We start from the raw sequence: 24635 nt of genomic DNA, 5'->3' as shown, positions 1-24635 counted from the left end.
TCCTCCTTCACTTCATTACTTGCTCTGATGACGTGCGCGAAGATTCATAGATTGCCTGAATCATTTTTAGTACGGCTAATCCTTGCGTTCCACTTATAAGCGGTGGTTCATTGGTGCGAATACAGCTAATAAAGTGCTGAAGCTCATCCGCAAACGGTATATTTTTTTCGTAGGTAGGCTTTGTCTCCACAAATAAATGATTTTCTTCTTTAAAAAGCGTAAGCGGTGTTAATTGAAGGCCTCCCTTGGTTCCAAACAATTCAAGGACAATATCCTCATCTTGAGGTCCATTCACGGCCCATGAAACCTGTATGTTTACATTCGCTTTATTGTGAAAGCGAATATAAGCAGACGTAAAATCCTCAACGTCAAATAAGTGAGATTGGTCTTTCTCACTCGAAGACCAGCTTGTGTTATAGCGTGTTTTGTAGTCACCTACTCCTTTTTGGGAAGAAGCGCTAACTGATAAGGGTTTTGGCTCTCCAAGCAAATACCATGCTAAATCTAATACGTGAACGCCAGTATCCATCATAGCTCCTCCACCAGAAAGTGCATGTTGTGTAAACCAGCCCTTTGGCGTTCCTCGTCTTCTCAGAAACCTTGCATTCACGTGGTAAATATCGCCCAAATCACCACGCTCAATTAATTCTTTCGCAATTTGAACATCACGGCGGAACCGGTGTGTCATTCCGACCATTGTCAGTACGTGATTCGTTTTCGCCACTTGAAGATAATGCTCTACTTCTAGCAGCGAAACTCCAATTGGTTTTTCGATAAATACATGTACACCCCGTTTGGCAGCCTCTAATGCGAGTGGAATATGAGAATGGTTGGATGTACAAATGAACACCCCGTCTAGCTTCTCACTCTCTAGCATTTCGACCGCATCCCTGTAAAAGGAGGGGATGTTAAACTGAGCTGCAACCTCTTCTGCTCGCTTCCTCTGCAAGTCAGCAATTGCGGCAATCGTTACGTGAGGAATGTTAAGCAAAAAGGGAATGTGGGCGTCTGCAGCAATTGAGCCTGCTCCAATGACTCCAACGCGAGTAGTTGTCATACATCTACTCCTTCCTCATACTGAATGACCTTGGTAAGAGACTGATGATTCGTCATGAGCGACTGAAATGCCTCTTCCACCTTCTCTAGCAGCGTGACTTCTTGAACGTATGGCGTGACGTTTATTTTTTTTTGCGCAAGAAGCCTTAAATATTCACCTACGTTTCGTCCTTCTGTCCAGCGTACAAATCCGTACGGATAATCAACGGCATTCTTTTCGTAAATCGGATCGTACCTTCCCGGCCCTCCGGCACGTGAAATTAAAATTTGTGCTTCTTTCGAGAACATTAGATTTCGTGGAAACAGAGGCTCAATGTCACCTACAATAATGACCTTTCCTTTATCACGTATCCACTTCAAGCTGTCGGTTGTTAACGAAGATTTCTTTCCACCTGCACATAGGAATACGGCATCTGCTCCTTGGCCCTCCGTTTGACGCTGAATCTGATCCTCTAACTGTTCTGCTGTCGTCATACTTTTAATTCCGGTAATGCTTTGAAACTGTGATGCGCGCTCTGGTGAGATGTCGTACGGAATGACTTGATAAGATGCGGCGTGTGCAATTTGAGCAAGAAGCTGCCCTAAAATCCCTAAACCCGCTACAATAGCTGTCTCCCCAAACTGTAGATTCGCAATGCGAAGCGCGTGAATGGCAATCGCACCTAGACCACCAAGAGCTCCTTCTTTTGGATCTACCGAAGCCGGAATTTTTCGGCACAGCGTTTTCGGTACAAGCAAATATTCAGAGTGACGCACATAAGGGGCTCCGTAGCAGGCGATTAAATCTCCCTTTTGGAAGGGCTCCGTTCCATCTCCACATTCTATTATTTTTCCTAGAGCACTATACCCCAAAGCGAAGCGCTGGCCTTCACTCTGAGTAAGCATACTGATTTCAGTCCCTGGGCTGATGACTGAAAAAACAGTTTTAATCAGTACGTAGTCCGCAACCACTTTCGGAATGTTCTCGTCTACAATTTGAACTTGTCGGTTATTGGCAATGATTGTTTTCAATGCTTCACCCTCTTCCTATTTGTGTCCATTCCTTTTGAGATGGAGATAGCTTTGCCCTTAAGCGTTTGCAAAAAAGCTCTTCGTTTGTCAAACCAGACCAATAGAGACGAAGCTCATTTTTCATTTCACGAAGCTCGTGAAACCGAACGCCCAAATCGGTATACCAGCGGTACGTCGGGATAATTTCACGAAATAGTGAATAACGAGACGGATGAAACACCCGTTCCCCCCCGCTCATTTCGGCTACTTTCTTCATACTTGGAAGGCTCAGCGTTTCGCGTCGAATCGTATCCTGCGCTTCTTCAGACGTCATATACTCAACGAATTGCTTGGCAATGTCTCGTTTCAATGACGTTTTATTGACCGCAAAACCGATCGCTAATAGCAACGTACGTGCGTCTGAAAAATAAGGAAGTGGTGCAATATCATACTGAATGAGATGCTCTTTCATTTCATTGAGACTAAAATAGGACGCAAGGATCATTGAAACGTTTTGTTCAGCAAAAAGCTGCTCTGCATCCGTATCACTGTCAGACAAGAAATTCTGCATCATGCCCTGCTCTTCAAAAATATTACGGCAGACGTGAATGCTTTCAATTAATTTTTTTTCATCAAACTGCACTTCCCCGTCTGCATCACGAGAAAAGTACACTTGGTTTTGCAGCAAGAAAATGGGCCATCTGTTAACAGACAGCGGATGAAAATAAAACCCGTGCTGATGTCCACTACCTGCCGTTAATTGATTGGCTGCTCTCAATAAATCATCCCATGTCCAGCTGCTATCTGGGAAGGAAAGACCCCTCTCTCTAAAGTGCTGTTGGTTGTAGCACAGCACAATTGGTGAGAAGATAAACGGCATCACGTATAAGTGATCCTGACGAAACCCTTCTTGCAAAAAGGGATAGACGTCATCATTCCAATCAAACGGTTCGAATAACTCCTTTGGTCCACTTTTAAATTCTCGGAAATCGTTATAGTTAATCGTCACTACGTCTACTAAATCATTTTTAAAGAAATCTCGTACCGTTTGATGATAGTGATCATACGGTAAGGCAATCGGCTGTACTTTTATATGAGCGTGCTTCTTTTCAAACTTCTCCACCAATGTTAAAAAAGAGGCTTCTTTTTCAAGAGATGGATAGTATCCTACTCGAAGCACGACCTTTTCAATAAGCTGACTTGATGCCACAATATTTCCTACTCGTGACTTTTTCATGATGAGCCCTTCATTCACAAGCTCATCAAGCCCTTTGCGTACGGAATTTTTACTGAGAGAAAAACGCTCCGCTAAAATAAGCTCAGACGGTAAATACTCGCCAACCTCAAGTTCTCCGTTTAAAATTTGTTCTCGAATACTTGTTACAAAATGATCAAGCAATTGTTTAAACTGCTCACGACTTTTTTTCTCACCCATTGTTGTGACACCTCTATTAATAAATTTCTACTTTAGACCGGAAAGCGCAATTCCTTTTACAAAATAACGTTGGAAGAAAATGAAGATCAAGAATGTTGGAACAAAGGATAGCACCGATCCCGCCATCTCTACACCAAAGTTTCCTTCTTTCGTTAAAAGGGATGCGAGTCCGACTGTGACTGGATACATATTTTCGCTTGTGGTAAAAATGAGTGGCGTTAACAAATCATTCCAGTTCCCAATGAAAGCGAACGTCCCGACTGTTGCAATGACGGGCTTTGCTAGCGGCAATAAGATGCGAAAAAATACGGTAAAGTCGCTTGCACCATCCATATAAGCCGCCTCTTCTAAATCCTTCGGTAGCGTCATCATAAACTGCCTGACGAAAAATACGCCTAGAATTCCCCATATCTCTGGAACGATAAGCGGCCAGTACGTGTTAATCCAGCCAAATTCACTAAACATGATGTAACGCGGAATAATAAGCAGCTGACTTGGAAGCATCACGACAGCCATCATGATCCAGAAAATTGCCTCACGCCCAGGAAATTTCTTTTTCGCAAAAATATAGCCTAGTATAGCTGCGAAAAACATTTGTGAAAAAACCGGGATAATGGTGATGACAAGTGAGTTAAAAATCCACCTTAGAAATTGTGCATTATCTAAAATGTAAATGAAATTTCCAATTGTAAGCGCCTGTTCCTTCAACCAAAGCAGTGGATTCCCAATCGGGATCTGCATATTTACTAGTGCACCCACAATCATAATGAGAAACGGGATTAAAAACAGAATACCAAATATAGCCAGTGGGACATATACCCATTTCGATGCTCGAACCATAAAATCCCCTCCATTATTTGTAGGTAACTTCTTTTCCCACGAATTTTCGCTGAATCAACGAAATGATAAAAATGATGAAGAATAAAATATACGCGAGTACACTTGCATAGCCTAATCGAAGTGATGTAAAGCCTTCTTGATACAAGTAATACACAATGGTAGTCGTCGAATAATCTGGGCCACCTGATGTTAATAGGAAGGCCGAATCAAAAATTTGAAACGAACCAATCGTTGTAATAATCGCCACGTAAAAATGAACGGGTAATAAAAGCGGAAACGTAATTTTCCAAAATAAGTTCCAGGAGGAAGCCCCGTCGATTCTGCCCGCCTCGTATAGCTCCGCAGGAATTGACTGAAGACCTGCATAGTAGTAAATCATCGTACTGCCGCACACTTTAAATACGCTTAATCCTGCTAGCACAACAAGCGCTTGCTTCGAGCTTGAGAAGAACAGCTGCGGAGGAATGCCTAATAAATGAAGAAATGAGTTCACCATTCCGCTATCTGTTCCATTAAATAGCCACGACCAGATCCCCGAGATGACGACAAATGATGTAACAACCGGAAGGAAAAAGACCCCTTTAAAAAATCCCGTTCCTTTTTTTCCACTGTTAATTAATAGGGCAAGAAACAACCCTAGTGCCATCGTTGGAATAATATAGTATAACGAGAATAAAAGCGTATTTCCGATTGCTTTCCACGCTAATTCATCCGAGAAAAAATTCAGCCAGTTTTTCAGCCCCACAAACTCTGCTTCCCCAATAATCGGCCAGTCCATAAACGTAATGTAAAAACTAAAAAGGATGGGGAAAATTTGAAAGATCATAAAGTGAATTAAAATAGGTACTAAAAAAATATAAACGATCCCATACTGGCTCCAGTGCTTTTTCCATTTACTCTGCGTTGGAGTGGATGTTTTTACAGTTGCCGTATCATAGCTTGGATTCGGTTGACCCATGCCTGATCCCCCTTTTGTAGTAGTTGTATTGAACTCCTTTATGTAAAAAGTGGTTTTACACAAAAGAGTTCAATACATCCTTTTTAATAGCATCACCCGAGCGTCCTAACATCTCGGGTGACAGGTCATTCATTGTACTCAATGAACGATTACTTTTTCAGTTCACTTTCAATTGCCTTCGCTGCTGCATCAGCCGCTTCTTTAGGCGTTTTGTTTCCTTCAAGCATTGCTTGCATTTCAGCTTGAACCTTCGGAATAATTGTACGAGCAACAGGACTCATTACGCCTGGCTTTGTAATATCCGTATAGCTTGCAAGCTGTTTCATTGCTGGATCTTCATCAAAGATACTAGATGCTGATTCGCGAGCTGGAATGTATTTCGTTAGTTTATTAAACTCCATTGAGTTTTCCTTGCTCGTCATTGTTTCAATAAATTCAGCTGCTAGCTTCTTATTTTCAGAGTTTGCTGGAATAACAAACATTCCTGTCGTTCCAAACGTCGCTTCTTCTTTGTCTTTTAAAGGAGGACCGACAACGAAGTCATTCATTCCTTTTGCACGTAGCGCAGAAAGAGTTGCTCCAGAGCCAAATACAGCTAACAGCTTCCCTTCAACGAACGGTGTGAAATGATCAGCTGCGCTAATGGAATCTTTCGGGATAAAGCCTTTTTTGTACCAGTCGTTAATTTTTGTAAATGCTTTTACACCTGCTTCATTATTGATAATAACTTTTCCGTCTTTATCAAGAATGTCTCCACCCGCTTGCCAAATGAATGGATAAAGCGTTGCGTTTGGCGTATTTGACCCTTCAAAATTACGTGCAAAGTACCCTTTATCAACTGCTTTTTGACCGAGCTCATCAAACTCATCCCACGTCTTCGGCAGATTATTTGGATCGCCGCCAATTTCTTTTAGGATTTTCGTATTATAAAAGTTTGCCATTGACTCACGAAGCATTGGTAAACCGTAGATTTTCTTATCATACGTCACAGCTTCTAAAGCTGTTTGAGAGAAATCATCTTTCCCCCAGTCTTTTCCTAAATATTGATCGAGTGGCGTTAAGAGCTTTTTATCGGCAAATTGTGCCATCATATCAGGAATCAGATAGAATACGTCTGGTCCTTGATTCGCAGATAGCGCCGTTAAAATCTTTTGCTCGCGATTTGCCCACGGAATTTCTTGAAACTTCACTGTTACTTTCGGATGTTTCTTTTTAAAATCCTTTGCAATGTTATCAAAGACTTTTGTTTGCTGATCCTTTAAATCTTTTCCAACATACGGATGAATCCAGACAGTTAATGTGGCCTTTTCATTTACCTTGTTATCGCCAGATGCTTTTTTGTCACTCGAACATGCTGCCAGAGAAAACACCAATACAAGCAAACAGAACCATATCCCTACTTTTTTCCTCAGCATTTCATTGTTCCTCCCCTTTTTGTCTCTTTTTTAACAACTCCTGGATGTTCTGGTTCATATCTGGTACTCAATTTCATCTTAATCAGCTTACCAATATAAGTCAATATATTTTTTATTTTCTGATAATTAATAAATTCCACGTTTTTACAAATAGGAACAAGCTCCTATATCTTCTGGAATTTAAAAATCCTTCTCCTATATTTTTTCTCTAGTAGAACATTCCTATAAATCGTTCGAGTTTTTCCGATCTCCAAATACAAAATGGTAAAAAATAACTAAACCAGATGTGAACCAATACAAAAAAAAAGCCCAATAATAAAAATTGGACTTTTCTTTCTATTCCTATTTGTTATCCTTCTATTTCCTCTTTTGAAGGAGGAGCCATAAATTCAGGACCAATTGGGTTTGGAACATGCTTGTTTAAGATTTGATCAATATCCTTTTTCGTTTCGTCGTCAACATGAAAATCAACCATTTCTCCTACTACGTCTACTTGATCAGGTCGGCGCGCTCCCCATAGTGCGACACTTGCTCCTGGCTGATCTAAAATCCAACGTACGGCTAAATGTAAAACCGTTTTTCCGTAGCGATCTTTCGCTAGCTGATCAAGGTCATGGACGGCTGCGAGATAATGATCAAAATTCGGTTGCTGAAATTTCGGATCATTGTTACGTAAATCATCTCCGTCAAATTGACGGTCAGCGCTCATTTTTCCTGATAGCAGGCCTCGGCATAAGCTTCCATAAAGAATCGTAGCAATATTATTTTTATGGGCGTAAGGTAAAATATCTTTCTCAATGTCACGTTCAAACAGGTTGTAAGGTGGCTGTACGGAATGAAGCGGAGCCACCTGCTTAAATTCCTCCATCTGTTCCGTTGAAAAATTACTCACACCAATGGCGCGAATTAATCCTTCATCATATAGTTCTTTCATCGCAGCAGCGGTTTCAGAAATTGGCGTATGTGGATCTGGCCAGTGCACCTGATACAGATCAATATAGTTCGTTTGCAAACGATGAAGAGAATCCTTAATTTCTTTATAAATACGCTCTTTGGAAGCATTACGAAATGGTTCTGGCTGATCACCCTTCGTCCAATCAAGCGCGGTTTTGGTCGCAATTACGATGTTATCTCGATTACCATACTCTTTAATCGCTTTTCCAACAATCTCTTCTGAATTTCCAAAGCCATATACAGCAGCTGTGTCAATAAACGTAATGCCTTTATCAAGTGCAGAGTGGATCGTTTTAATTGATTCTCTTTCATCAGATCCTCCCCACATCCATCCTCCGATGGCCCACGTTCCGAGACCAATTCGCGATGCTTCGACGTCTGATGTACCGATTTTTGTCTTTTCCATAGCTGAGACCTCCTGCTTGTTTTTTCTATACGTTCGTTACCCGTTATTTTTTCGCGCAAACCATTTATGACATACAAATAGAGCTATGGCACACTGATTGCCATAGCTCTAGCTTTTGCTACCCTATTAAAATTCATGTACAAAACTGTCTTACTGAGCCGTATATCCTCCATCAAGAACGGCAGCTTGTCCAGTCACACCTTTTGCTTTGTCACTTGCTAGGAATACCGCATAATCAGCAATTTCCTGAACGCTAATTAAACGTTTTTGCGGTACTAATGGGAAAATTACTTCTTCTAATACTTTTTCAAGCGCTACATGGCGAGTATCAGCAATACCTTGAAGCTGATTTCTTACAAGTGGTGTATCTACATAACCAGGACAAAGCGCATTAACGGTAATGCCGTGAGCTGCTCCTTCAAGTGCCGCTACTTTTGTTAACCCAATCACACCATGTTTTGAGCTGTTGTAAGCCGCTTTACCAGCAAAGCCAATTAGTCCGTTGATTGATGCCATGTTAATGATGCGACCAAATCCTTGCTTTTTCATAATTGGGAACGCATGCTTTGTTGCTACAAATGGTGCTGTTAGCATAATTTTAACGAGTAATTCAAATTTTTCAGTTGGAAACTTCTCGATTTCAGATACATATTGCATACCTGCATTGTTAATTAATATATCTAAACGTCCGTATGTGCTGACGCTATGTTCAATCGCTTGTTTAATTTCCTCTTCTTTTGTTACATCACATTTAATTCCCGTTGCATCAAACCCTGCATTTTTAAGTTCTGCAACAGCGCTTTCGATTGCTTGTTCATTTAAGTCAGAAATAACGACTTTTGCGCCCTCTTTTGCGAATTCACGAGCTACTTCTAGACCGATACCGCTCGCTGCTCCTGTTACGAGCGCTACTTTTTGATTTAATAGTTGATTCATTATCATTACCTCCATCTAAATTAACCACACTTTTATTTTACGCTTCGATTGTGTATAAATAAAATAGATAATATTTATTGGTTCTATAACCATTCGTTATGGGGGTACTTACATTGGACATTAAACATCTAGAATATTTCATGGCTGTTGCACATCATAAAAGCTTTACCAAGGCTGCACAAGCCATGCACGTCTCACAACCTGGCCTTAGTAAAATGATCAAAAACCTTGAAGAGGAACTCGACGTCATCTTACTTGACCGAAACGCAAAGGAAATGGCGCTGACAGATGCGGGAGAAATTTTGTTACAAAAAGCGGAAAAGATGATTGGTCTTCGAGCAGAAATTTCTTCGTCTCTTTATAATATTGTGCATATGAAAAAAGGAAAAATACGCATTGGAATTCCTCCAGTCGTTGGAACCGTCTTTTTCGCTGAAATTATCGCTGGTTTTCGGGAACGCTATCCAGACATTACAATTGATTTGTACGAGCAAGGTACACATATCGTGGAAAAACAAGTACTAGACGGCCAGTTAGATTTAGGGGTAGCCGTATTACCGGTCCATGAGCCTTCCCTCCATATGATTCCTTTTATTGAAGAAGAAATGGCGCTTCTTGTGTCTCAGTCCCATCACCTAGCTGATGAAGAAGCCGTTTCGTTAAAGGATTTGAAAGAGGAAGCATTTATTACGTTTAATAAACATTTTTCCGTTCATGATATAACTATCGAGGCATGTCGCGAACAAGGATTTGATCCGCACATTGCTTTCGAGAGCTCGCAGTGGGATTTTATTGGTGAAATGGTAGGAGCTAAAATCGGCATCTCTATTTTACCTAAATCGATTTGTACAAGGTTCCCTTCGAGCAAAGTGTCCGTTGTGTCTTTGCATAACCCTGTTATTCCATGGAAAGGCGGCATTATTTATAAAAAAGAACACTACCTTTCCTATGCCACACGTGAAATGATTCGCTATCTTGAAGAAGTTAACCCAATTCGCTATAACCATTTGGAATCGAATTGATAATTTTTATGTATTTTACACATGACAAAATGAGGAGTAGCATGAAATGTGTAAAACACATACAGGAGGCATACATCATGGAAGATAATCGTTATCAAGAAGGCTTAGACAAATTAATGGAATTTACAACTGAGGACAACAAAGACGTATCCACTCATTTAAAAATTGTGGATGACTTAAAAGATCTAGCACCGGACGTGGCAAAATTCATTATTGAATTTGCATACGGTGAAATTTATACACGTGAAGGTCTCGACAACAAGCAGCGTGCTCTAGCCGTTATCTCATCACTTGCAACACAAGGAACGGAGCCACAGCTTGAGCTACACATCAATACAGCATTAACAGCTGGCTTAACACCAAAAGAAATTGTTGAAACGTTCACACAGCTAATCCCATACACAGGGTTCCCACGTATCCTAAACGCACTACGCGTGGCGAAAAAAGTGTTTGAACAGCGCCACGTAGCTGTACAAGCCTAATTTCTGGTCTAACTCTATACACCTATCCACAAAGAAGAGGCGCTGTCCTCTTCTTTTTTTGTTCACTTTGCTCGGGTATCGGTCGTTTTTACTAGTTTATCGGTCACTTTCACCTTTCTATCGTTCACTTTTACTGGTCTATCGATCGTTTTCGCCTTTCTATCGGTCACTTTACTCCAGTTATCGGCTTTTTATAAGCTCATTCACTCTGCCTCTTCACTTGTTTGACCCTATCGATCGTTTTCACTCGTCTATCGGTCATTTTTACTGGTCTATCGCTCGTTTTCGCCTTTTTATCGGTCACTTTACTCCAGTTATCGACTTTTTATAAGCTCATTCACTCTGCCTCTTCACTTGTTTGACCCTATCGATCATTTTCACTCGTCTATCAATCACTTTTCCTAATCTATCGACCATTTCCACTCGTTTATCAAACTTTCACCAGTTCAGAGCAGTTGCCCTGTGCACTTGTGAAGCACTATTACTCGTTGTCATTCATTACATGGGCTTAATCCCTGTAAAAGTAGGGGCGACAAAAAAGCGCTCCCGTAACCGAATTAGTATGTTAGCTGTTCTCTACAAAAAGCGAATATTAATAGATTTTTGTCATAAATTTCTTATTTTACGATAATTATCTTTTAGAGAGGGTACACACATTAGTAACTTCTTATTCTATCGGCTCACTTTTTTCTAGAAGAAACGCAGTGTTTATGCTATTTTAATATAGGCTGTATGATAATTAGGAGGGACTTTGCTTGGATAAGTATTTATCAATGGATGAATGGCTGAATTTTGGAATAGCCATTGGAATTTTTGTCGTGTTTCTCATACTTCGTAAATTGTTTACGACTTATTTATTCAAGTTTATTATTCGTTTTGTAAAAAACAAAAATCATCTGATTACGACTATTTTAGAATCATTTGAAAAGCCAATGCGCTGGATATTTGTCATTATTGGATTGCAGCTTGCATTCCCTTATCTGCCGTTTGATTTGCTGACAGTGGAAACAGAACACCGCATCATTCGTTCGCTTTTTATCGCGCTAGCGGCGTGGGGAGGATATAGCTTAGCAGGATCAACATCATTGTTTTTTGCCACGTTTTCGAAAAACTTTGACTTTCAGGTTGATCGCATTGTTATTCCTTTCATTGAAAAAGCCGTTCGAATTATAATCGTTGTATTAGCAGTATCTGTTATTGCTGAAGAATGGGGCTTTAATGTAAACGGGTTTGTGGCAGGGCTCGGCCTTGGAGGTCTTGCATTTGCACTAGCAGCGAAAGATACGATTAGCAACTTGTTTGGGGGAATCGTGATCATTACCGAGAAGCCTTTCACAATAGGTGATTGGATCAAAACGCCTAGCGTCGAGGGTACGGTTGAGGACATTACGTTTAGAAGTACGAAAATTCGCACGTTCGCCCAAGCTGTTGTAACGGTTCCAAACGCTACGCTTTCCAACGAACCGGTTATTAACTGGTCTAAGATGGGGAAACGTCAGGTAGCGTTTCATATCGGTGTATCCTACTCAACGAAACGAGCTCACCTTGAGAGCGTCGTCTATCGTATTAAGCAAATGCTAATCGATGACCGAGACATACATAACGAAACGATTTTAGTGAACTTTGATCGCTTTAACGAATCTAGTTTCGATGTGTATCTATATTTCTTCACAAACACGACTGCCTTTGCTGAATATTTAAAAGTAAAGGAGCAGGTCAACTTTAAAATTTTAGAAGTACTTGAGGAAGAAGGCGTCAGTCTTGCCTTTCCAACTCGTTCTCTCGTAATCCAACAGGATGAATCACACGAAGCCATTCGTGAAGAGAATATTTTAGAGAAAGCTAAAAACTAACAAAAAAGCATTCGGGCGATAAACCCGAATGCTTTTTGCTTACATTAATGCTTCCTTTTGTGGAGGAGCTAAATAAACATCTTCTGCTTCTTTCATCTCTTCATCTTCATTTAGTAGTGGCTCACTACGCGTTACTTCAAGATATTGAATGTGGTGTCCTTCCATCTCTCTTACCATGAACTCATAGTAACCAAACGGAATAATCTGCCCTTGCTCAATATCGTATTTCTCGGTTAAGACCCATCCACCAATTGTATCGACGTCTTTGTCATCAATTTCTGTCCCAAGTAGATCATTTACTTCTCCAACAAGTACTTTTCCGTCGATAATATAATGATCGTCTGTTACCTTCTGAATTGATGGGCGCTCATCCGCATCAAACTCATCACGAATTTCACCAACGATTTCTTCTAGAATGTCCTCTACCGTTACAAGCCCTGCTGTTCCACCATACTCATCAATTAGGATCGCCATATGAATGCGCTCCTTCTGCATTTTCAGCAGCAAATCATGAATCGGAATGGACTCAATTACTTGAATCACAGGACGAACGTATTCACGAAGATTAATGTTTGTTTTTTCTTTATCAAACACATAGTCTGTAAAAATTTCTTTCATGTTTACCACACCTATGATGTGGTCCTTGTCACCGTCTACAACTGGATAACGGGTAAACTTTTCTTCTTTTACGACTTCCAAAATGTAATCAAGTGCATCTTCCTGGTCGAAGGACACAATTTCCGTCCTTGGTACCATAATTTCTTTTGCAACACGATCATCAAATTCGAAAATCTTGTTCACATATTTAAACTCAGATTGATTAATTTCACCGCTTTTATAGCTTTCTGAAAGAATAATGCGAAGCTCTTCTTCAGAGTGAGCTAATTCATGTTCTGCTACTGGTTTTAACCCGAACATGCCTGTGATGACACGCGCTGATCCATTTAGAATCCAAATAAATGGATACATTACTTTATAAAACAAAATAATCGGTCTAGCTGTTAATAAAGTAAGTGCTTCAGCCTTTTGAATGGCAAAAGTTTTCGGTGCCAACTCCCCTACCACAACGTGAATAAATGTCACGATACTAAACGCAATAATAAATGCGATTACATCCGATACTGATTCACTTAGCGGCAGGCTGTCAAATAATGGATCAAGTAACCTCTTCACTGCCGGTTCTGCTATCCAACCTAATGCGAGTGCTGTAATCGTAATTCCTAACTGACATGCGGATAAGTATTCATCAAGATTAGAAATGATGCGCTTTGCTGCGCGTGCATTCCTGCTACCTTCTGCTATCAACTGATCAATACGAGAACTGCGCACTTTTACAATTGCAAACTCAGTTGCAACGAAAAAGGCTGTTAAAGCAATCAAGATGGCTACTAAAACCAAGTTAAATATGTCCAAAAACGTTCCTTATCTCGCAAAATGCGAGTAAGGAGTCACCTCCTAAGTATAGAAAAATTATTTATATAAATAAACTGCTGTGGACACTGTCTATTTGCATTACACAATCAGCCCCTGAAGAGACTGTATAAGTCGTTTTCCTTCATCTGATAAATGGGTTGAAATGGTACGTTTCTCCGCTTCATCTAGCTGATTGAAAATAGGCAGGATACCACAAAGCTCTTTATTCAACTGTTCCACACGCTTGGCAATCTGCTCTGTTTGCTTTTGAAGCTCATCCTTTTCGATGTGTGTCGTTTTCCGTAACAAAAGCTTTTGCTTAATTTCGTCTAATGGGATATGAAGCTGCTTACAATTTTCAATAAACTTTAAATCTTCTAACGACTCTTCCGAATAATAGCGATAATTGGAAGCAGAGCGCTGAGCATGCAACAAGCCTAAATTCGTATAGTAATCAATCGTTCGCTTTGAGACGTTCGCAGCAACTGCTAGTTCGCCAATTTTATACACTGCCCCATCGTATCACCCCATTCAATCAACCTTTAATAGTTTTATTATAAACTATTAAACTGTACAGTCAAACGTTTCACTTATTTTTAAGATAATTAGGGGTATTTTTCCTCTTCCGCAAGCTTAGAGCAAAAGGCATGTAGAAGCTTGCCATTGTTAATAAAAATCCCGATAAAAACAAAACCAGCGGTGTCGTTAACAGCATACGATAATGTTCATTCGCATGAAGCAAACTAAGTTCAAGAATGAACAAGATCGCACCGATAACTTTTAACAAAATCCCAATGAAAAAAAGAACAAGTCGAGTCAAAACATACACGACACAACTTCCTTTCTTGTTTTTTACAGGGTATGTAGCAAACAATCACGTTATACGTGATTGTTCTGAAAAGTTTACTTATAGGGAAGAAAGTGTTGCTCCGATCGGTTCGCGAATAACCAGATCAAACATATCGTCATAATAAGTAGCGCTTAAATTAATGATCACCATTGGAATGGTTCCCTTTCTTTGCACCAAAAGAGGAATCTGATTGATTGGGGTTACCTCCAGTGACGAACCTAATACGATAAACAAATCACTGCTTAACGCTGACTGAATAGCTTCTTCAAATTGATGAATAGAATCCCCAAACAATACGACATTCGGTTTTAGAATCGTATCACATGGCTGTTTATTTTTCGAAATTATTTGACATTTCGGGACAGCATTGGCGTTCATGTGCGCTGCGTCATATCTTGTTTTACATTTTGGGCAGTGGGCATACTTTATCGTGCCATGAATTTCATACACGTACTTGTTCCCTGCCTCTTGATGAAGACCATCAATATTTTGCGTAATGACCCTCACCTGTTTACCACGACTTTCAAGCTCTGCGATAAACTCGTGTCCTTTGTTAGGCTTGTACTCATGTAAAAGCTTAATTCGAAAGATCTCTTTGAACAATGGCCAAAACTGGTTCGGATCACGTTCAAAATAAGGTCTAGAAACCACATCAACAAAGCTTAGATTTTTCTTATATAAACCATTTTGAGAGCGAAAATCAGGAATACCTGACTCCGTGCTTACTCCGGCGCCCGTAAAAAAGCAAATAGACTGTGCCCGGTCAATCCATGACTGAAGCGTTTTCACTTGTTCTTCCAATGTACGTATCTCCTTCACAAAACTTCAAATACGATTTTTACTAGTATAACACGTGATCCTTTTTCACAAAAATACGAACATTTACTCATTTAAAGAAAAAAGCCTAACAGCATTACTGTCAGGCCCTTTTTCCTTACAATATTAAATAGAAAGCTCTTTTGATAGTTGATACATGTTCATATCAATTTCATGCTTTTCTTTTAAAATTTCCATGATATCGTAGTCAACGATTTCGTTTTTGCGAATTCCGACTGCACGACCACCGTGACCAGCTAGTAGAAGATCCACAGCATGACCACCGAAACGGCTTCCTAGGACGCGATCCATCGCTGTTGGTGAACCACCACGTTGGATGTGACCAAGCACTGTTACGCGGTTATCAATTCCTTCTTCCTGCAAAGCATGAGCCACTTCGTCACCTGTCGCTACTCCTTCTGCTACTACAAGGATACTGTGTTTTTTACCACGTGCTAAACCGCTCTTTAAGCGATCTAATACGTCTTGGAAGTCTTCTTTTGATTCTGGAATTAGGATTGTTTCCGCTCCACCAGCAAGACCTGACCATAGCGCAATATCACCCGCATCGCGACCCATTACTTCAATAATGAACGTACGCTCATGAGAAGTAGCCGTATCACGGATTTTATCGATTGCATCGATAACGGTATTTAACGCTGTATCAAATCCTAATGTGAAGTCAGTTCCTGGGATATCATTATCAATTGTCCCTGGAATACCGATACAAGGGAACCCAGCTTCTGTTAATTTTACGGCACCCATGTAAGAACCGTCTCCACCAACAACTACTAATCCTTCAATACCGTGCTTTTTAAGGTTTTCAATCCCTTTTTGACGTCCTTCTTCTGTTTTGAATTCAGGACAACGTGCAGAATATAGCATTGTTCCGCCACGTTGAACGATATCTCCCACAGAACCAACATCTAATTTTTTAATGTTTCCTGCAATTAGTCCTTGGTAGCCTTGGTATACACCAAACACTTCAAGACCACTATGAATTCCTTTACGAACAACTGCACGAACAGCTGCGTTCATTCCTGGTGCATCTCCACCACTTGTTAAAACTGCAATACGCTTCATTAATAAGTCACCTCATTATACGATTATAACAAATATATTTTACATTATAATTTTAGTTCATAACGAACTTCAATTGCTTTTGTGCATTCTTTAACAAACAATTTTTTCAAGTGTACATTTCGCTATCATTCTATTATTCATTAAAAGAAACAATTACCTGTAATTATGGTCTGCTCACAAAGACATATTTTATCATGAAATGTTCGATAACTCTATACTCACTCCACAGAAAAATGAATTTTTTTTCATAAAAATCGCACAAGGAAGGGAATTTTTTTCTTCTACATTATTGTTTGGCAATTTCGTGAACAGCCGTTCATACGTATGCTCATATGTTAAGATGGAATAAAAAGGGAGGTTTTTAAACTGGCACTCCATAAAAGAATAAGCTTTTTTTTCCTACTTCTTCTTATCGTTTCATCAAATTGGCTGATCTATCGCCTAGATATTGTTTCATCTCATCCACCTGAAATGATTTGGGGATCATTGTTTGACTTTATGCTTGTCATCCCACTTCTCACCTATTTTTATTTTATCCATAAACGCTATTCCTTAACATATATTTTTCCGGTTATGGCAGCTGGTTATTTTGTTGCTCGTTTTGTTATTATTCCGAACGATTATGTACATACCATCACCTCATTAGGCTACATTGTGATAGGAGCCGAAGTGTTGTTTATCGTCGTTGAATTTTATATCGCTTATAAAATACTCCGTACAATTCCAACAATTGTAAGCGCCTATCGTGTGTACTATGCTCGAGTACCATTATTCTCATATGCGCTAAAAAAGGCTCTAAAAGACTCCCTGCCTCCTAATAAATTAATTGACGTATTCACAACCGAAATCAACATGTTTTATCATGCCTTCCTCTCATGGAAAAAACGCCCCATAAAAAGGGACGATGCTTATACGTATCACCAAAAAACGAGTGGCATTGCTATTTACATTATGCTCATTCACGCAGTATTAATTGAGACGATTGGCATTCACTACTTTCTTCACCAATTTAGTTCGACGCTTTCTTATATTTTATTGGCGCTTAATGTGTATACCGTTTTCTTTTTCATTGGTCATATTCAGGCGATTCGCCATAATCCGATTTTGTTAAACAAAGATGAGCTCATTTTGACGTACGGTCTTACTTCACATATGACGATTCCTTATGATCTTATTGAAGGCATAGCGCTGTATGCAAATAAGGAGCTTCCTGATAAGCAGCGCCTCAAGACAGCATTTGACGGACGTATTGCTGATTTTATTGACGAACCGCCTCACATGGAAATTGGGCTAAAAGAGCCAGTACGTGCACATTATCTATACGGAATGAAAAAAGAGGTTTCCACCGTATTTTTAAGAGTAGATGACCCGCAGCTATTTTTAAGTACCTTAAAGAATCGCATTCACCGTAACTAATCTTTGCTTACACGTCTCCTATCGTGGTATATATAACGATAGAAAAAGGATGAGAGGTGCAAAAGCATGACAACATTACTCATTGATATGGATTCTGTCATTTGTGATTTGATGACTCCATGGCATAAAAGATACAACGAAGACTTTGATGACGATTTATCAGTTGAGCGACTCGCCTGCTGGCAATCGGAAAAGTATGTAAAGCAAGAATGCGGGATAAAAATTTATGATTATCTAGACGAACCTGGCCTTTTTCGTCATTTAGAACCACTTCCCCATGCAATTGAGGTGCTTGAACGCCTGAATAAGAAAATGGAGATTCTGATCGTAACGAGTAGTCGCACGTTCGCGTTTACCGAAAAGGAGCAGTGGGTAAATGAGCATTTGCCGTTTATCGGTGCAAAGAATATCATTTTTACTCATCGAAAAGATAAAGTGTACGGTGATGTCTTATTTGATGATGCGCCTCATAACTTAGAAGCTTTTCATGCAACAGGCCGTCAAGCAGTGGCTATGAGCTATCCATATAACCAGGATGTGGATGTTCCGCATGTGAGCGACTGGCTTCAATTTGAAAAATGGGTAGATGACTATGTGAACACGCAAAAAGGGAACGAATGATACCATTCGCTCCCTTTTGTTATGAGGCCATAAAAGTCCTTTATAAATCTTTGTGAGTAAAAAACATATCCATAATAGCGTGTATAATCTCAACGGATTGATAACATACCACTGAAAGCGCAGCGCTTGAAAATAGTGCTACAACGAGCAGTCTGCTGAGTGTCATCATCTTCCCATCTCCCTCGTAAATGAATAGAAAAAGAATGTATTTAGTTTAGCACGCGTACAGGTTTGTTCAAGGACAAATGAAAGGGAAAATATCCACAAACGCCCAAAAAACTTGTCCATAATAGGCCGTTTCTCTATCTATAGCTGTTTCATACACCCTCTTATCACATACAACATAAACTAAAGCAGAAATACGAGGTGAGATAGTGATGACAAATGAGAAATCCATAGACTTACATGGACTGGTTAAAGACATTTTTACAAATCAACCTATCTCTAATGCAAAAGTAGAATTATTCGTATCCGATCGTGTACTTACTTCTTTTATCGCCTATACAAATGAACAAGGCTATTTTATTATCGAATCTCCTCTATCTGACGTCACACCTACTATAACCGTTACAGCCTCAGATTACGAAACCATTACTGTTGAAATTTCTCGCAGTGATCGATTAGGCAATGTTGAACTAGGTCTTCATCCGCTTTTTATTGACCCTTACCATCTCGGTCATATTTACGATGTAGAATGTTATTTAACTAATAAGCAAGGAGAACTAGTAGACTTAAGAACCGCGAGCGGTATTACTTTTCTAGAAATAGGTCCACGAATTCCTATTTATAGTCGACTATATACGGATATCCCCTCTTTAATCCATAAAATCCCCGTTTTAATCAAAGGATATGTTGTAATCAAAGTTCAGTCTGAACGTGGCTCGTTTACAACGCCACCCATTTCTTTTCAAAAAATTGAAACGTTTATGCTTTATGCACCAGAGGGGACCTTATTAGACTTTCAGCTTCATGCGGCCAACTGTGAGGCATCTATTCAATGCGAGCCTGACGAATACGGTATATCACGTTTTCAAGAACTCACCGTTTCCATTGATTTACACGAACATATTTCTGTGACAGCAAAAGAAGAGTAAAAGCTACTTCGATAGACCTATCTACTGTTACACCAACTTCATCAAAATCACACATTTTTTGTCGAAAAATTCGATTTATTGCGAATAACTAGTTTTTATTTTTCAGAATAATTTGTAAAATATCTGTAATCATAACTAGTACCATTGCGCCTATTCGCACGATGTGCTCCTTTATATACTAGAAGCAATACGGAGCGAGGAGGCATTTGAATGAGAAACTGGAAATTTAGTGATGAGAAAAGTGGGAACGAAATATGCTGACGGTAGATATGTATTTATGCAGACCGGATGCGACCATTGATGATGTTTCTGCCGTTAGTCAAAATCCATACCGCTATTTTATTCATCTAGACGACAAACGTGTTCACTTTATGTTGGATTCATTAGTATTGACCGACTTGAAAGGAGCGATTGTGCTTCGATATGGTGATGAAGTATTAATTGGTTTTGAACAATGTGATGGGCTCGAACAGCTGTGGTCCTTCTTTTTGAACGCTCTTGAAATACTAGATGAGAAAAAAATCGTCGAAGGGTTCGTTCCTGATCAATCATCTATGACCATTCAGCAGCTTTCTAGTCAGCAGATTGAATTTTGCTTAAATCAGCGGAAATGGACATTTTCCAAAAAAGAGTTTTTCTCTGTTCTCCTACAACATGCTGAGCACTTTTTTATTCGCATGGAAGAAATGCTTTCGTCAAAAACATATTTAAGACAGCTCAATCAAATAAAACGTATGCAGCGCTTTGCTCATTAACAAAAAAAGGGATGAACCATTGGTTCATCCCTTTTTCAACGCCTGATTTCCCGTGTACTTCCCCGGAATCCGAATATAAAAAGCCACGCCATCTGCTGTATTTCGTGCATAGACATTCGCACGATATAATGAGGCAATCCGCTTTACGATTGCTAGTCCTAGACCGTATTGACCTTTTTTTCCTTTTTGGAACGGCTCAAATAAATGAGCAAGCAGCGCTTCTTCAATTGGTGGACCATCGTTTGCAAAACAAATAAGAATGTCTCCGTCTACGGATTTAATGGAAATATCAATTTGCTCTTTTGCATATTTTAGGGCATTATCAAACAAATTCTCAAATACGACTTTCCACTGCTCCTCGTCACTATAAAAAGGAACTTCCTCTACGTTAATTGTCACATTAACTTCCGACTTGCGCGTGTGAAGTCTCATTTTCACTTCTTCAATCAACTGTCTAAAATCGACAGAATCAGCACGAAGATTTTGCTGTGCCATATAATCAAGCTTCGTTAAGTAGAGAAGATCTTTTATTTTTAGTTGTAGACGATCCGCTTCTTTTTGAATGGTATCTAGTGACGTCTCAAATGTACCATTTGGGTAGATGCCGTCCCTCAGAGCTTCAGTGTAACTTTGAATGACCATGATGGGCGTTTTAAGATCATGAGAAATATGCTGTAGCATAGATTGCTGCGCCTCATCCTGTGCCTTTAGCTGTATTCGCATTGAATCAATGGATGCTGCAAGGACGCCAATCTCATCTTTTCGGTCCATCATAATCGGTTCGTCCCACTGTCGCTTAGCAATGCGCTGTACATGTTTTTTCATTTCAACAATGGGCTTTGCAAGCCATTTTGAAAATAGCAGTACAATCCCAATTCCGCAAAGCAATACAAGAATAATGAGTACCATTAGACGACTCAATAACGTTTTAACGAGTTCTTGGCGGTACGAATCCCACATATATGACACATGATAATAGTTTTCTTCGCCAATCTTCACCTTACGAATAATGTAAAACATCACGTCCCCTTTTACGGTGAGGGTGTAACGTTTTTCATTCACCTCTTGAAGAAGAGCCTCTTTATAGAAACGCTTCACTGCCCAGTTGGGAAGCTCGCTTTTTTGATAAAGCTGTCCTTTTTCATTAATAAAAAGATGCTGAACGGAGCGCAAATTTTGAATTTGCTTTTGACTGCGCGTTGACTGCAGTGATCGATCACCGTACGTAAACAATTGCTGAGACGCTTCAATATTTGAATAAATTTCGTTTTTGAAAAACGTATGAAGCGTTCCCTTGATTAGAAAAATCAGTGTAATGCCGATAATAACAATAAGCAACGAAAAAACAAGTAAGATTTGAGCAAATAATGGCCTGTTTTTCATTGCTCAACAGACCTATATCCGAATCCATAAATCGTTTCTACGAGTAAATCTGGAAGCTTTTTTCGAATCCGACGAATCGTATCGTCAACGACACGATCGGACCCAAAGTAATCATCTCCCCATATTTGCTGTAAAATCTGCTCTCTCGAATAGGCTCTTCCCGTATTTTTAGCAAATAAGCAAAGCAAATCAAACTCTTTTGAAGAAAGCACGACCTCTTCATTTCCTGCCTGAATGGTTCTTCTTTGTTCGTTAATCAAGTACGTTCCAAATTGAATCGTCATTCCACCTGACTTCCCGTACACTCGCTCTAGGAGTTTTTTAGCTCGTACCACAAGCTCTTTCGGTAAAAACGGCTTGGCTAAGTAGTCATCGCTCCCCATCTCTAAGCCAATGATGCGATCCAAGTCTTCGTCGCGCGCCGAAATAAAAATAACCGGAATATTTTCATCTGCCTGTTTAATTTCTTTAATAAGCTCATAGCCATCAATATCGGGAAGCATAATATCTAAAATCCAAAGATGTGGACGATTACCTATTTGAGCCTTGGCACTTAAACCATCTAAAAAGGCAGACACGTTCCATCCTTCGTTTTCTAGATAGGTTTTTAAGACCTGATTTAAATTTTGTTCATCTTCCACTAAATACACCGTGTATGTCATTTTAAATCCCCCACGTATAGAGGGGACGTTACGTAACCGCCCCCTCTACTATCCATGTTCTATCATTGTATGTACGTTCTTATCTTTAACCGTTTTATTCATTTTATGAGAACTTTGTCCAAATGCTTTTCGTTGCATTTGGACATACGAGCGGTTTGTCATTTAAGACCGCTTCTCTTGATTATAAAAGTCTCCGAGCATTTCATCAAGGATATGAGTAATTGCACCAGAATCTCGTTTTTCAATCGCTGTGTCTAATTGTTTTAGCTGTTCACGGCGTTCTTTTTTCCATGTAACTCGCTGAATTCTCTCCACGTTCATCGCTCCTGTTCGTTTTCCATTGATTTCCGTAAGCTCTTCACGTGATGCATCGATTTGTTGAGTTGTCTTTGTATCCCCTGTTAGCTTTTCAAGGTCGTCCTTCCACTCAGGTTTTTGACCGCTATCTGTTTGCTGAAGCTTTTTGAATTTATCTTCTAATGATTTTAAGTCAGTTCCATAACGAGGATCATCGTCTTCTGATGAACCGCCGTTTGATAAAGGTGCCTGATCTTGGTCTATTTGTTTTTGTTGAGAAGCTGCCATAATTGTGATATGTGGAAAAGCTAATGTGAAGGCGATACCTCCAGCAATCCATTTTGCTTTCATACTCATCTATCATCACTCCTAAGTTTCTGTTCCCTTATTTTTTCTAATCTTAACCTCTATTTGAGGTCGAATCATCAAAACATTGTGTGAAATTATGTGATTATTTTGGATTCACTTCCCACATCCCCCCTAACGGAAGGTCTGTTAGAGGGGATGTGGGAAGCATAAGCGTCTGTCGCCTTCCCTTACGGGCTGACGCCATCCGCATATGTAGGTCTTGTTGGGTTGGTTCGGGGAGGTCTGGGTGGGCCTTATTTGGGAGGGGGGCTTTTTGTTTTGTGAAGCATTCTTTTTTTGTGGGACATCCTTTTGGTAGAGACTGCTCAATTGGGTAATGGCTTGGTCCCTTTCGAGTGTAGCCGTTTTTCATGAAACCTTACTGGTGCGGGCTTTGAGAACGATATTCTTGGTCAACCTCCCTGGTGGGTTGACTTTGGTTGGATAGGTAAACCTTTACGTAGTATGAATAATGGGTTTTTATTAGTTAACGGTGTTTATTTAGTTAGTTCGAGTTTTAGTTTGAAATTCCTTTTAAAAAATAATTCACGAAGCATTTTCTTTTCTACTTGTGAAGGGAGTAATGGGTTTAAAAAAGCACGACGCCATGAACGTGGTGCCGTGCTTTTTTAGTGTTATTAAGATGATTTGATGTCCATGTCGTCTGTTGAGCCCATTTTTTCTTGCACTTTTTTAATAATAAAGAATGTGTAGATGGCAATAAAGATGCTGAATACCCACGTGATGACTTGTCGAATGACAATCATATTTCCGTAGCCTTCCACTCCAAATTTTTGCAGCAGGTATAGTTTAACAATGCCTAGCAGAATATAACGCAGTGCAAAAAGGAGTGTGAGCCATTGAAACATTGAGAACAACGGTTTTTCTTTAAATAGTGGTAGGCTTTCTTCTCTTTTGTACCCCATGAGATAAGCAGTATCCACGAAAAAGTATAGGCCAAGCGGCTTTTTGATTAGCATGGTAATAAACAATACGACTCCTAGTCCAAACATAAAGTAGGCTTGGTTTACGAGCATCGTATCGGCTTTTCCTGAGATAATGTCAACGATCGTACGAATTAAAAGAGTAATGACTAAAAATAGCCCCGTTACGTTAAACTGCTTTTCCTTCACGAATGTGTAGATCGTGTAGATAAAGGCTGGAGCAGTCGATAGTAGGATGGCATAATAGTCACCTAAAAAGTGTCGGCCTTGATTCCAAATTAGATAAGGCAACGCAATGTAAAATAGCAAATCAAATATCACTTTATTTTTCATTCAATCTCTCGCTCCTATTGAAAACAATCTAATGATTTGGCAAACCGTTAAATAACTGAATTTTCTTTTCTCTCCTTCAGCTATGTGTCCTATCATATCATTTTTTCCAAAGTGACGTCATCTACTTTCGTCATTTCATCTTCCATCCCGCCAATTTGTGGTTTCATTCCGTCTAAAAATGTAAGGGTTTTCTTTTTTAAGTTATCAGAAAACCCTTATACAAAGGGAATTTTTTAACAAAATTACATATACTATTTATGAGCATAAAGAGAT

At 39.6% G+C, this 24635-nt stretch carries 25 protein-coding genes; 7 read left to right on the top strand and 18 right to left on the bottom strand.

From position 1 onward, the window contains the following. Positions 1–7: 7 nt before the first annotated feature. The 8 genes from AMD01_RS03770 to AMD01_RS03735 form a co-directional block, all read right to left on the bottom strand. On the bottom strand, positions 8–1057 hold the full coding sequence (locus AMD01_RS03770; RefSeq protein ID WP_053400036.1) for a Gfo/Idh/MocA family protein: 1050 nt from the start codon (positions 1055–1057) through the stop codon (positions 8–10). Further along, positions 1054–2067 (bottom strand): zinc-dependent alcohol dehydrogenase, encoded by a 1014-nt coding sequence (locus AMD01_RS03765; protein ID WP_053400035.1) that lies wholly within the window; start codon positions 2065–2067, stop codon positions 1054–1056. The genes AMD01_RS03770 and AMD01_RS03765 overlap by 4 nt, the downstream gene beginning before the upstream one ends. Positions 2068–2071: 4 nt before the next feature. Further along, positions 2072–3481: an extracellular solute-binding protein gene (locus AMD01_RS03760; RefSeq protein WP_053400034.1), complete on the bottom strand. Its 1410-nt coding sequence runs from the start codon at positions 3479–3481 to the stop codon at positions 2072–2074. 27 nt (positions 3482–3508) lie between these two features. After that, the gene (locus AMD01_RS03755; RefSeq protein ID WP_053400033.1) at positions 3509–4321 is read right to left on the bottom strand and encodes a carbohydrate ABC transporter permease; all 813 of its coding nucleotides are present in this window, start codon (positions 4319–4321) and stop codon (positions 3509–3511) included. Between the two features lie 13 nt (positions 4322–4334). Further along, positions 4335–5279 (bottom strand): carbohydrate ABC transporter permease, encoded by a 945-nt coding sequence (locus tag AMD01_RS03750; RefSeq protein ID WP_053400032.1) that lies wholly within the window; start codon positions 5277–5279, stop codon positions 4335–4337. Between the two features lie 149 nt (positions 5280–5428). After that, positions 5429–6694, bottom strand: a complete 1266-nt coding sequence (locus tag AMD01_RS03745; RefSeq protein ID WP_053400031.1) for a sugar ABC transporter substrate-binding protein — start codon at positions 6692–6694, stop codon at positions 5429–5431. A 349-nt stretch (positions 6695–7043) separates the two neighbouring features. After that, the gene (locus AMD01_RS03740; RefSeq protein ID WP_053400030.1) at positions 7044–8054 is read right to left on the bottom strand and encodes an aldo/keto reductase; all 1011 of its coding nucleotides are present in this window, start codon (positions 8052–8054) and stop codon (positions 7044–7046) included. A gap of 150 nt (positions 8055–8204) precedes the next feature. After that, complete coding sequence (locus AMD01_RS03735; RefSeq protein WP_053400029.1) at positions 8205–8990, bottom strand: 3-hydroxybutyrate dehydrogenase; 786 nt, start codon at positions 8988–8990, stop codon at positions 8205–8207. A 113-nt stretch (positions 8991–9103) separates the two neighbouring features. On the opposite strand from AMD01_RS03735, the gene AMD01_RS03730 reads away from it, so the two are divergent. From AMD01_RS03730 to AMD01_RS03720, 3 genes are all read left to right on the top strand, one after another. After that, entirely contained in the window at positions 9104–10012 is a 909-nt protein-coding gene (locus tag AMD01_RS03730) for a LysR family transcriptional regulator (RefSeq protein WP_053400028.1), read from the top strand. 77 nt (positions 10013–10089) lie between these two features. After that, positions 10090–10494, top strand: coding sequence for a carboxymuconolactone decarboxylase family protein (locus tag AMD01_RS03725; RefSeq protein ID WP_053400027.1), 405 nt, complete (start codon positions 10090–10092; stop codon positions 10492–10494). A 773-nt stretch (positions 10495–11267) separates the two neighbouring features. Then, positions 11268–12347 carry a mechanosensitive ion channel family protein gene (locus AMD01_RS03720; protein WP_053400117.1) on the top strand — a complete coding sequence of 360 codons (1080 nt, stop codon included), beginning with the start codon at positions 11268–11270 and terminating at the stop codon, positions 12345–12347. A gap of 39 nt (positions 12348–12386) precedes the next feature. On the opposite strand, the gene AMD01_RS03715 is transcribed toward AMD01_RS03720, so the two are convergent. The 5 genes from AMD01_RS03715 to pfkA form a co-directional block, all read right to left on the bottom strand. Further along, the gene (locus AMD01_RS03715; protein WP_053400026.1) at positions 12387–13760 is read right to left on the bottom strand and encodes a hemolysin family protein; all 1374 of its coding nucleotides are present in this window, start codon (positions 13758–13760) and stop codon (positions 12387–12389) included. Between the two features lie 99 nt (positions 13761–13859). Beyond that, complete coding sequence (locus AMD01_RS03710) at positions 13860–14270, bottom strand: MerR family transcriptional regulator (RefSeq protein WP_083446405.1); 411 nt, start codon at positions 14268–14270, stop codon at positions 13860–13862. Positions 14271–14346: 76 nt separating this feature from the next. Further along, entirely contained in the window at positions 14347–14589 is a 243-nt protein-coding gene (locus tag AMD01_RS03705) for a hypothetical protein (protein ID WP_053400025.1), read from the bottom strand. A gap of 78 nt (positions 14590–14667) precedes the next feature. Next, complete coding sequence (locus tag AMD01_RS03700; protein ID WP_053400024.1) at positions 14668–15411, bottom strand: NAD-dependent protein deacylase; 744 nt, start codon at positions 15409–15411, stop codon at positions 14668–14670. Positions 15412–15552: 141 nt separating this feature from the next. Then, the gene (gene pfkA / locus AMD01_RS03695) at positions 15553–16509 is read right to left on the bottom strand and encodes a 6-phosphofructokinase (protein ID WP_053400023.1); all 957 of its coding nucleotides are present in this window, start codon (positions 16507–16509) and stop codon (positions 15553–15555) included. Between the two features lie 471 nt (positions 16510–16980). Between pfkA and AMD01_RS03690 the strand changes: the two genes are divergently transcribed. Together AMD01_RS03690 and AMD01_RS03685 are read left to right on the top strand one after the other, a co-directional pair. Next, positions 16981–17925, top strand: coding sequence for a hypothetical protein (locus AMD01_RS03690; RefSeq protein WP_157052593.1), 945 nt, complete (start codon positions 16981–16983; stop codon positions 17923–17925). A gap of 66 nt (positions 17926–17991) precedes the next feature. Beyond that, on the top strand, positions 17992–18546 hold the full coding sequence (locus AMD01_RS03685; protein WP_053400021.1) for a 5' nucleotidase, NT5C type: 555 nt from the start codon (positions 17992–17994) through the stop codon (positions 18544–18546). Between the two features lie 40 nt (positions 18547–18586). Here the strand turns inward: AMD01_RS03685 and AMD01_RS24875 are convergent, their stop codons facing one another. Continuing rightward, positions 18587–18715, bottom strand: coding sequence for a hypothetical protein (locus AMD01_RS24875; RefSeq protein WP_277933956.1), 129 nt, complete (start codon positions 18713–18715; stop codon positions 18587–18589). Positions 18716–18923: 208 nt separating this feature from the next. On the opposite strand from AMD01_RS24875, the gene AMD01_RS03680 reads away from it, so the two are divergent. Both AMD01_RS03680 and AMD01_RS03675 read left to right on the top strand, forming a co-directional pair. After that, on the top strand, positions 18924–19640 hold the full coding sequence (locus tag AMD01_RS03680) for a carboxypeptidase-like regulatory domain-containing protein (RefSeq protein WP_053400020.1): 717 nt from the start codon (positions 18924–18926) through the stop codon (positions 19638–19640). Between the two features lie 269 nt (positions 19641–19909). Beyond that, positions 19910–20395: a hypothetical protein gene (locus AMD01_RS03675; RefSeq protein ID WP_169775928.1), complete on the top strand. Its 486-nt coding sequence runs from the start codon at positions 19910–19912 to the stop codon at positions 20393–20395. A 24-nt stretch (positions 20396–20419) separates the two neighbouring features. On the opposite strand, the gene AMD01_RS03670 is transcribed toward AMD01_RS03675, so the two are convergent. The 4 genes from AMD01_RS03670 to AMD01_RS03655 form a co-directional block, all read right to left on the bottom strand. Next, positions 20420–21778, bottom strand: a complete 1359-nt coding sequence (locus tag AMD01_RS03670) for a sensor histidine kinase (protein ID WP_053400018.1) — start codon at positions 21776–21778, stop codon at positions 20420–20422. After that, positions 21775–22440 carry a response regulator transcription factor gene (locus AMD01_RS03665; protein ID WP_053400017.1) on the bottom strand — a complete coding sequence of 222 codons (666 nt, stop codon included), beginning with the start codon at positions 22438–22440 and terminating at the stop codon, positions 21775–21777. Before AMD01_RS03665 ends, AMD01_RS03670 begins: the two co-directional genes overlap by 4 nt. 162 nt (positions 22441–22602) lie before the next feature. Further along, positions 22603–23094 (bottom strand): hypothetical protein, encoded by a 492-nt coding sequence (locus AMD01_RS03660; RefSeq protein ID WP_053400016.1) that lies wholly within the window; start codon positions 23092–23094, stop codon positions 22603–22605. A 629-nt stretch (positions 23095–23723) separates the two neighbouring features. Further along, on the bottom strand, positions 23724–24362 hold the full coding sequence (locus tag AMD01_RS03655) for a VC0807 family protein (RefSeq protein ID WP_053400015.1): 639 nt from the start codon (positions 24360–24362) through the stop codon (positions 23724–23726). Positions 24363–24635 lie beyond the last annotated feature (273 nt).

The organism is Priestia koreensis, from assembly GCF_001274935.1.
GTDB classification, from domain to species: Bacteria; Bacillota; Bacilli; order Bacillales; family Bacillaceae_H; genus Bacillus_AG; species Bacillus_AG koreensis.
The sequence above is the reverse complement of the archived record's forward strand: the minus strand, read 5'-3'. Positions and strand labels throughout refer to the sequence as shown.

What these genes read in the sequence shown, in the direction of transcription:
- AMD01_RS03770 (WP_053400036.1), bottom strand. Translation starts at nt 1,057, where the DNA reads ATGACAACTACTCGCGTTGGAGTCATTGGAGCAGGCTCAATTGCTGCA.
- AMD01_RS03760 (WP_053400034.1), bottom strand. Translation starts at nt 3,481, where the DNA reads ATGGGTGAGAAAAAAAGTCGTGAGCAGTTTAAACAATTGCTTGATCAT.
- AMD01_RS03755 (WP_053400033.1), bottom strand. Translation starts at nt 4,321, where the DNA reads ATGGTTCGAGCATCGAAATGGGTATATGTCCCACTGGCTATATTTGGT.
- AMD01_RS03750 (WP_053400032.1), bottom strand. Translation starts at nt 5,279, where the DNA reads ATGGGTCAACCGAATCCAAGCTATGATACGGCAACTGTAAAAACATCC.
- AMD01_RS03745 (WP_053400031.1), bottom strand. Translation starts at nt 6,694, where the DNA reads ATGCTGAGGAAAAAAGTAGGGATATGGTTCTGTTTGCTTGTATTGGTG.
- AMD01_RS03740 (WP_053400030.1), bottom strand. Translation starts at nt 8,054, where the DNA reads ATGGAAAAGACAAAAATCGGTACATCAGACGTCGAAGCATCGCGAATT.
- AMD01_RS03735 (WP_053400029.1), bottom strand. Translation starts at nt 8,990, where the DNA reads ATGAATCAACTATTAAATCAAAAAGTAGCGCTCGTAACAGGAGCAGCG.
- AMD01_RS03725 (WP_053400027.1), top strand. Translation starts at nt 10,090, where the DNA reads ATGGAAGATAATCGTTATCAAGAAGGCTTAGACAAATTAATGGAATTT.
- AMD01_RS03720 (WP_053400117.1), top strand. Translation starts at nt 11,268, where the DNA reads ATGGATGAATGGCTGAATTTTGGAATAGCCATTGGAATTTTTGTCGTG.
- pfkA (WP_053400023.1), bottom strand. Translation starts at nt 16,509, where the DNA reads ATGAAGCGTATTGCAGTTTTAACAAGTGGTGGAGATGCACCAGGAATG.
- AMD01_RS03690 (WP_157052593.1), top strand. Translation starts at nt 16,981, where the DNA reads ATGATTTGGGGATCATTGTTTGACTTTATGCTTGTCATCCCACTTCTC.
- AMD01_RS03685 (WP_053400021.1), top strand. Translation starts at nt 17,992, where the DNA reads ATGACAACATTACTCATTGATATGGATTCTGTCATTTGTGATTTGATG.
- AMD01_RS24875 (WP_277933956.1), bottom strand. Translation starts at nt 18,715, where the DNA reads ATGATGACACTCAGCAGACTGCTCGTTGTAGCACTATTTTCAAGCGCT.
- AMD01_RS03680 (WP_053400020.1), top strand. Translation starts at nt 18,924, where the DNA reads ATGACAAATGAGAAATCCATAGACTTACATGGACTGGTTAAAGACATT.
- AMD01_RS03675 (WP_169775928.1), top strand. Translation starts at nt 19,910, where the DNA reads ATGTATTTATGCAGACCGGATGCGACCATTGATGATGTTTCTGCCGTT.
- AMD01_RS03670 (WP_053400018.1), bottom strand. Translation starts at nt 21,778, where the DNA reads ATGAAAAACAGGCCATTATTTGCTCAAATCTTACTTGTTTTTTCGTTG.
- AMD01_RS03665 (WP_053400017.1), bottom strand. Translation starts at nt 22,440, where the DNA reads ATGACATACACGGTGTATTTAGTGGAAGATGAACAAAATTTAAATCAG.
- AMD01_RS03660 (WP_053400016.1), bottom strand. Translation starts at nt 23,094, where the DNA reads ATGAGTATGAAAGCAAAATGGATTGCTGGAGGTATCGCCTTCACATTA.
- AMD01_RS03655 (WP_053400015.1), bottom strand. Translation starts at nt 24,362, where the DNA reads ATGAAAAATAAAGTGATATTTGATTTGCTATTTTACATTGCGTTGCCT.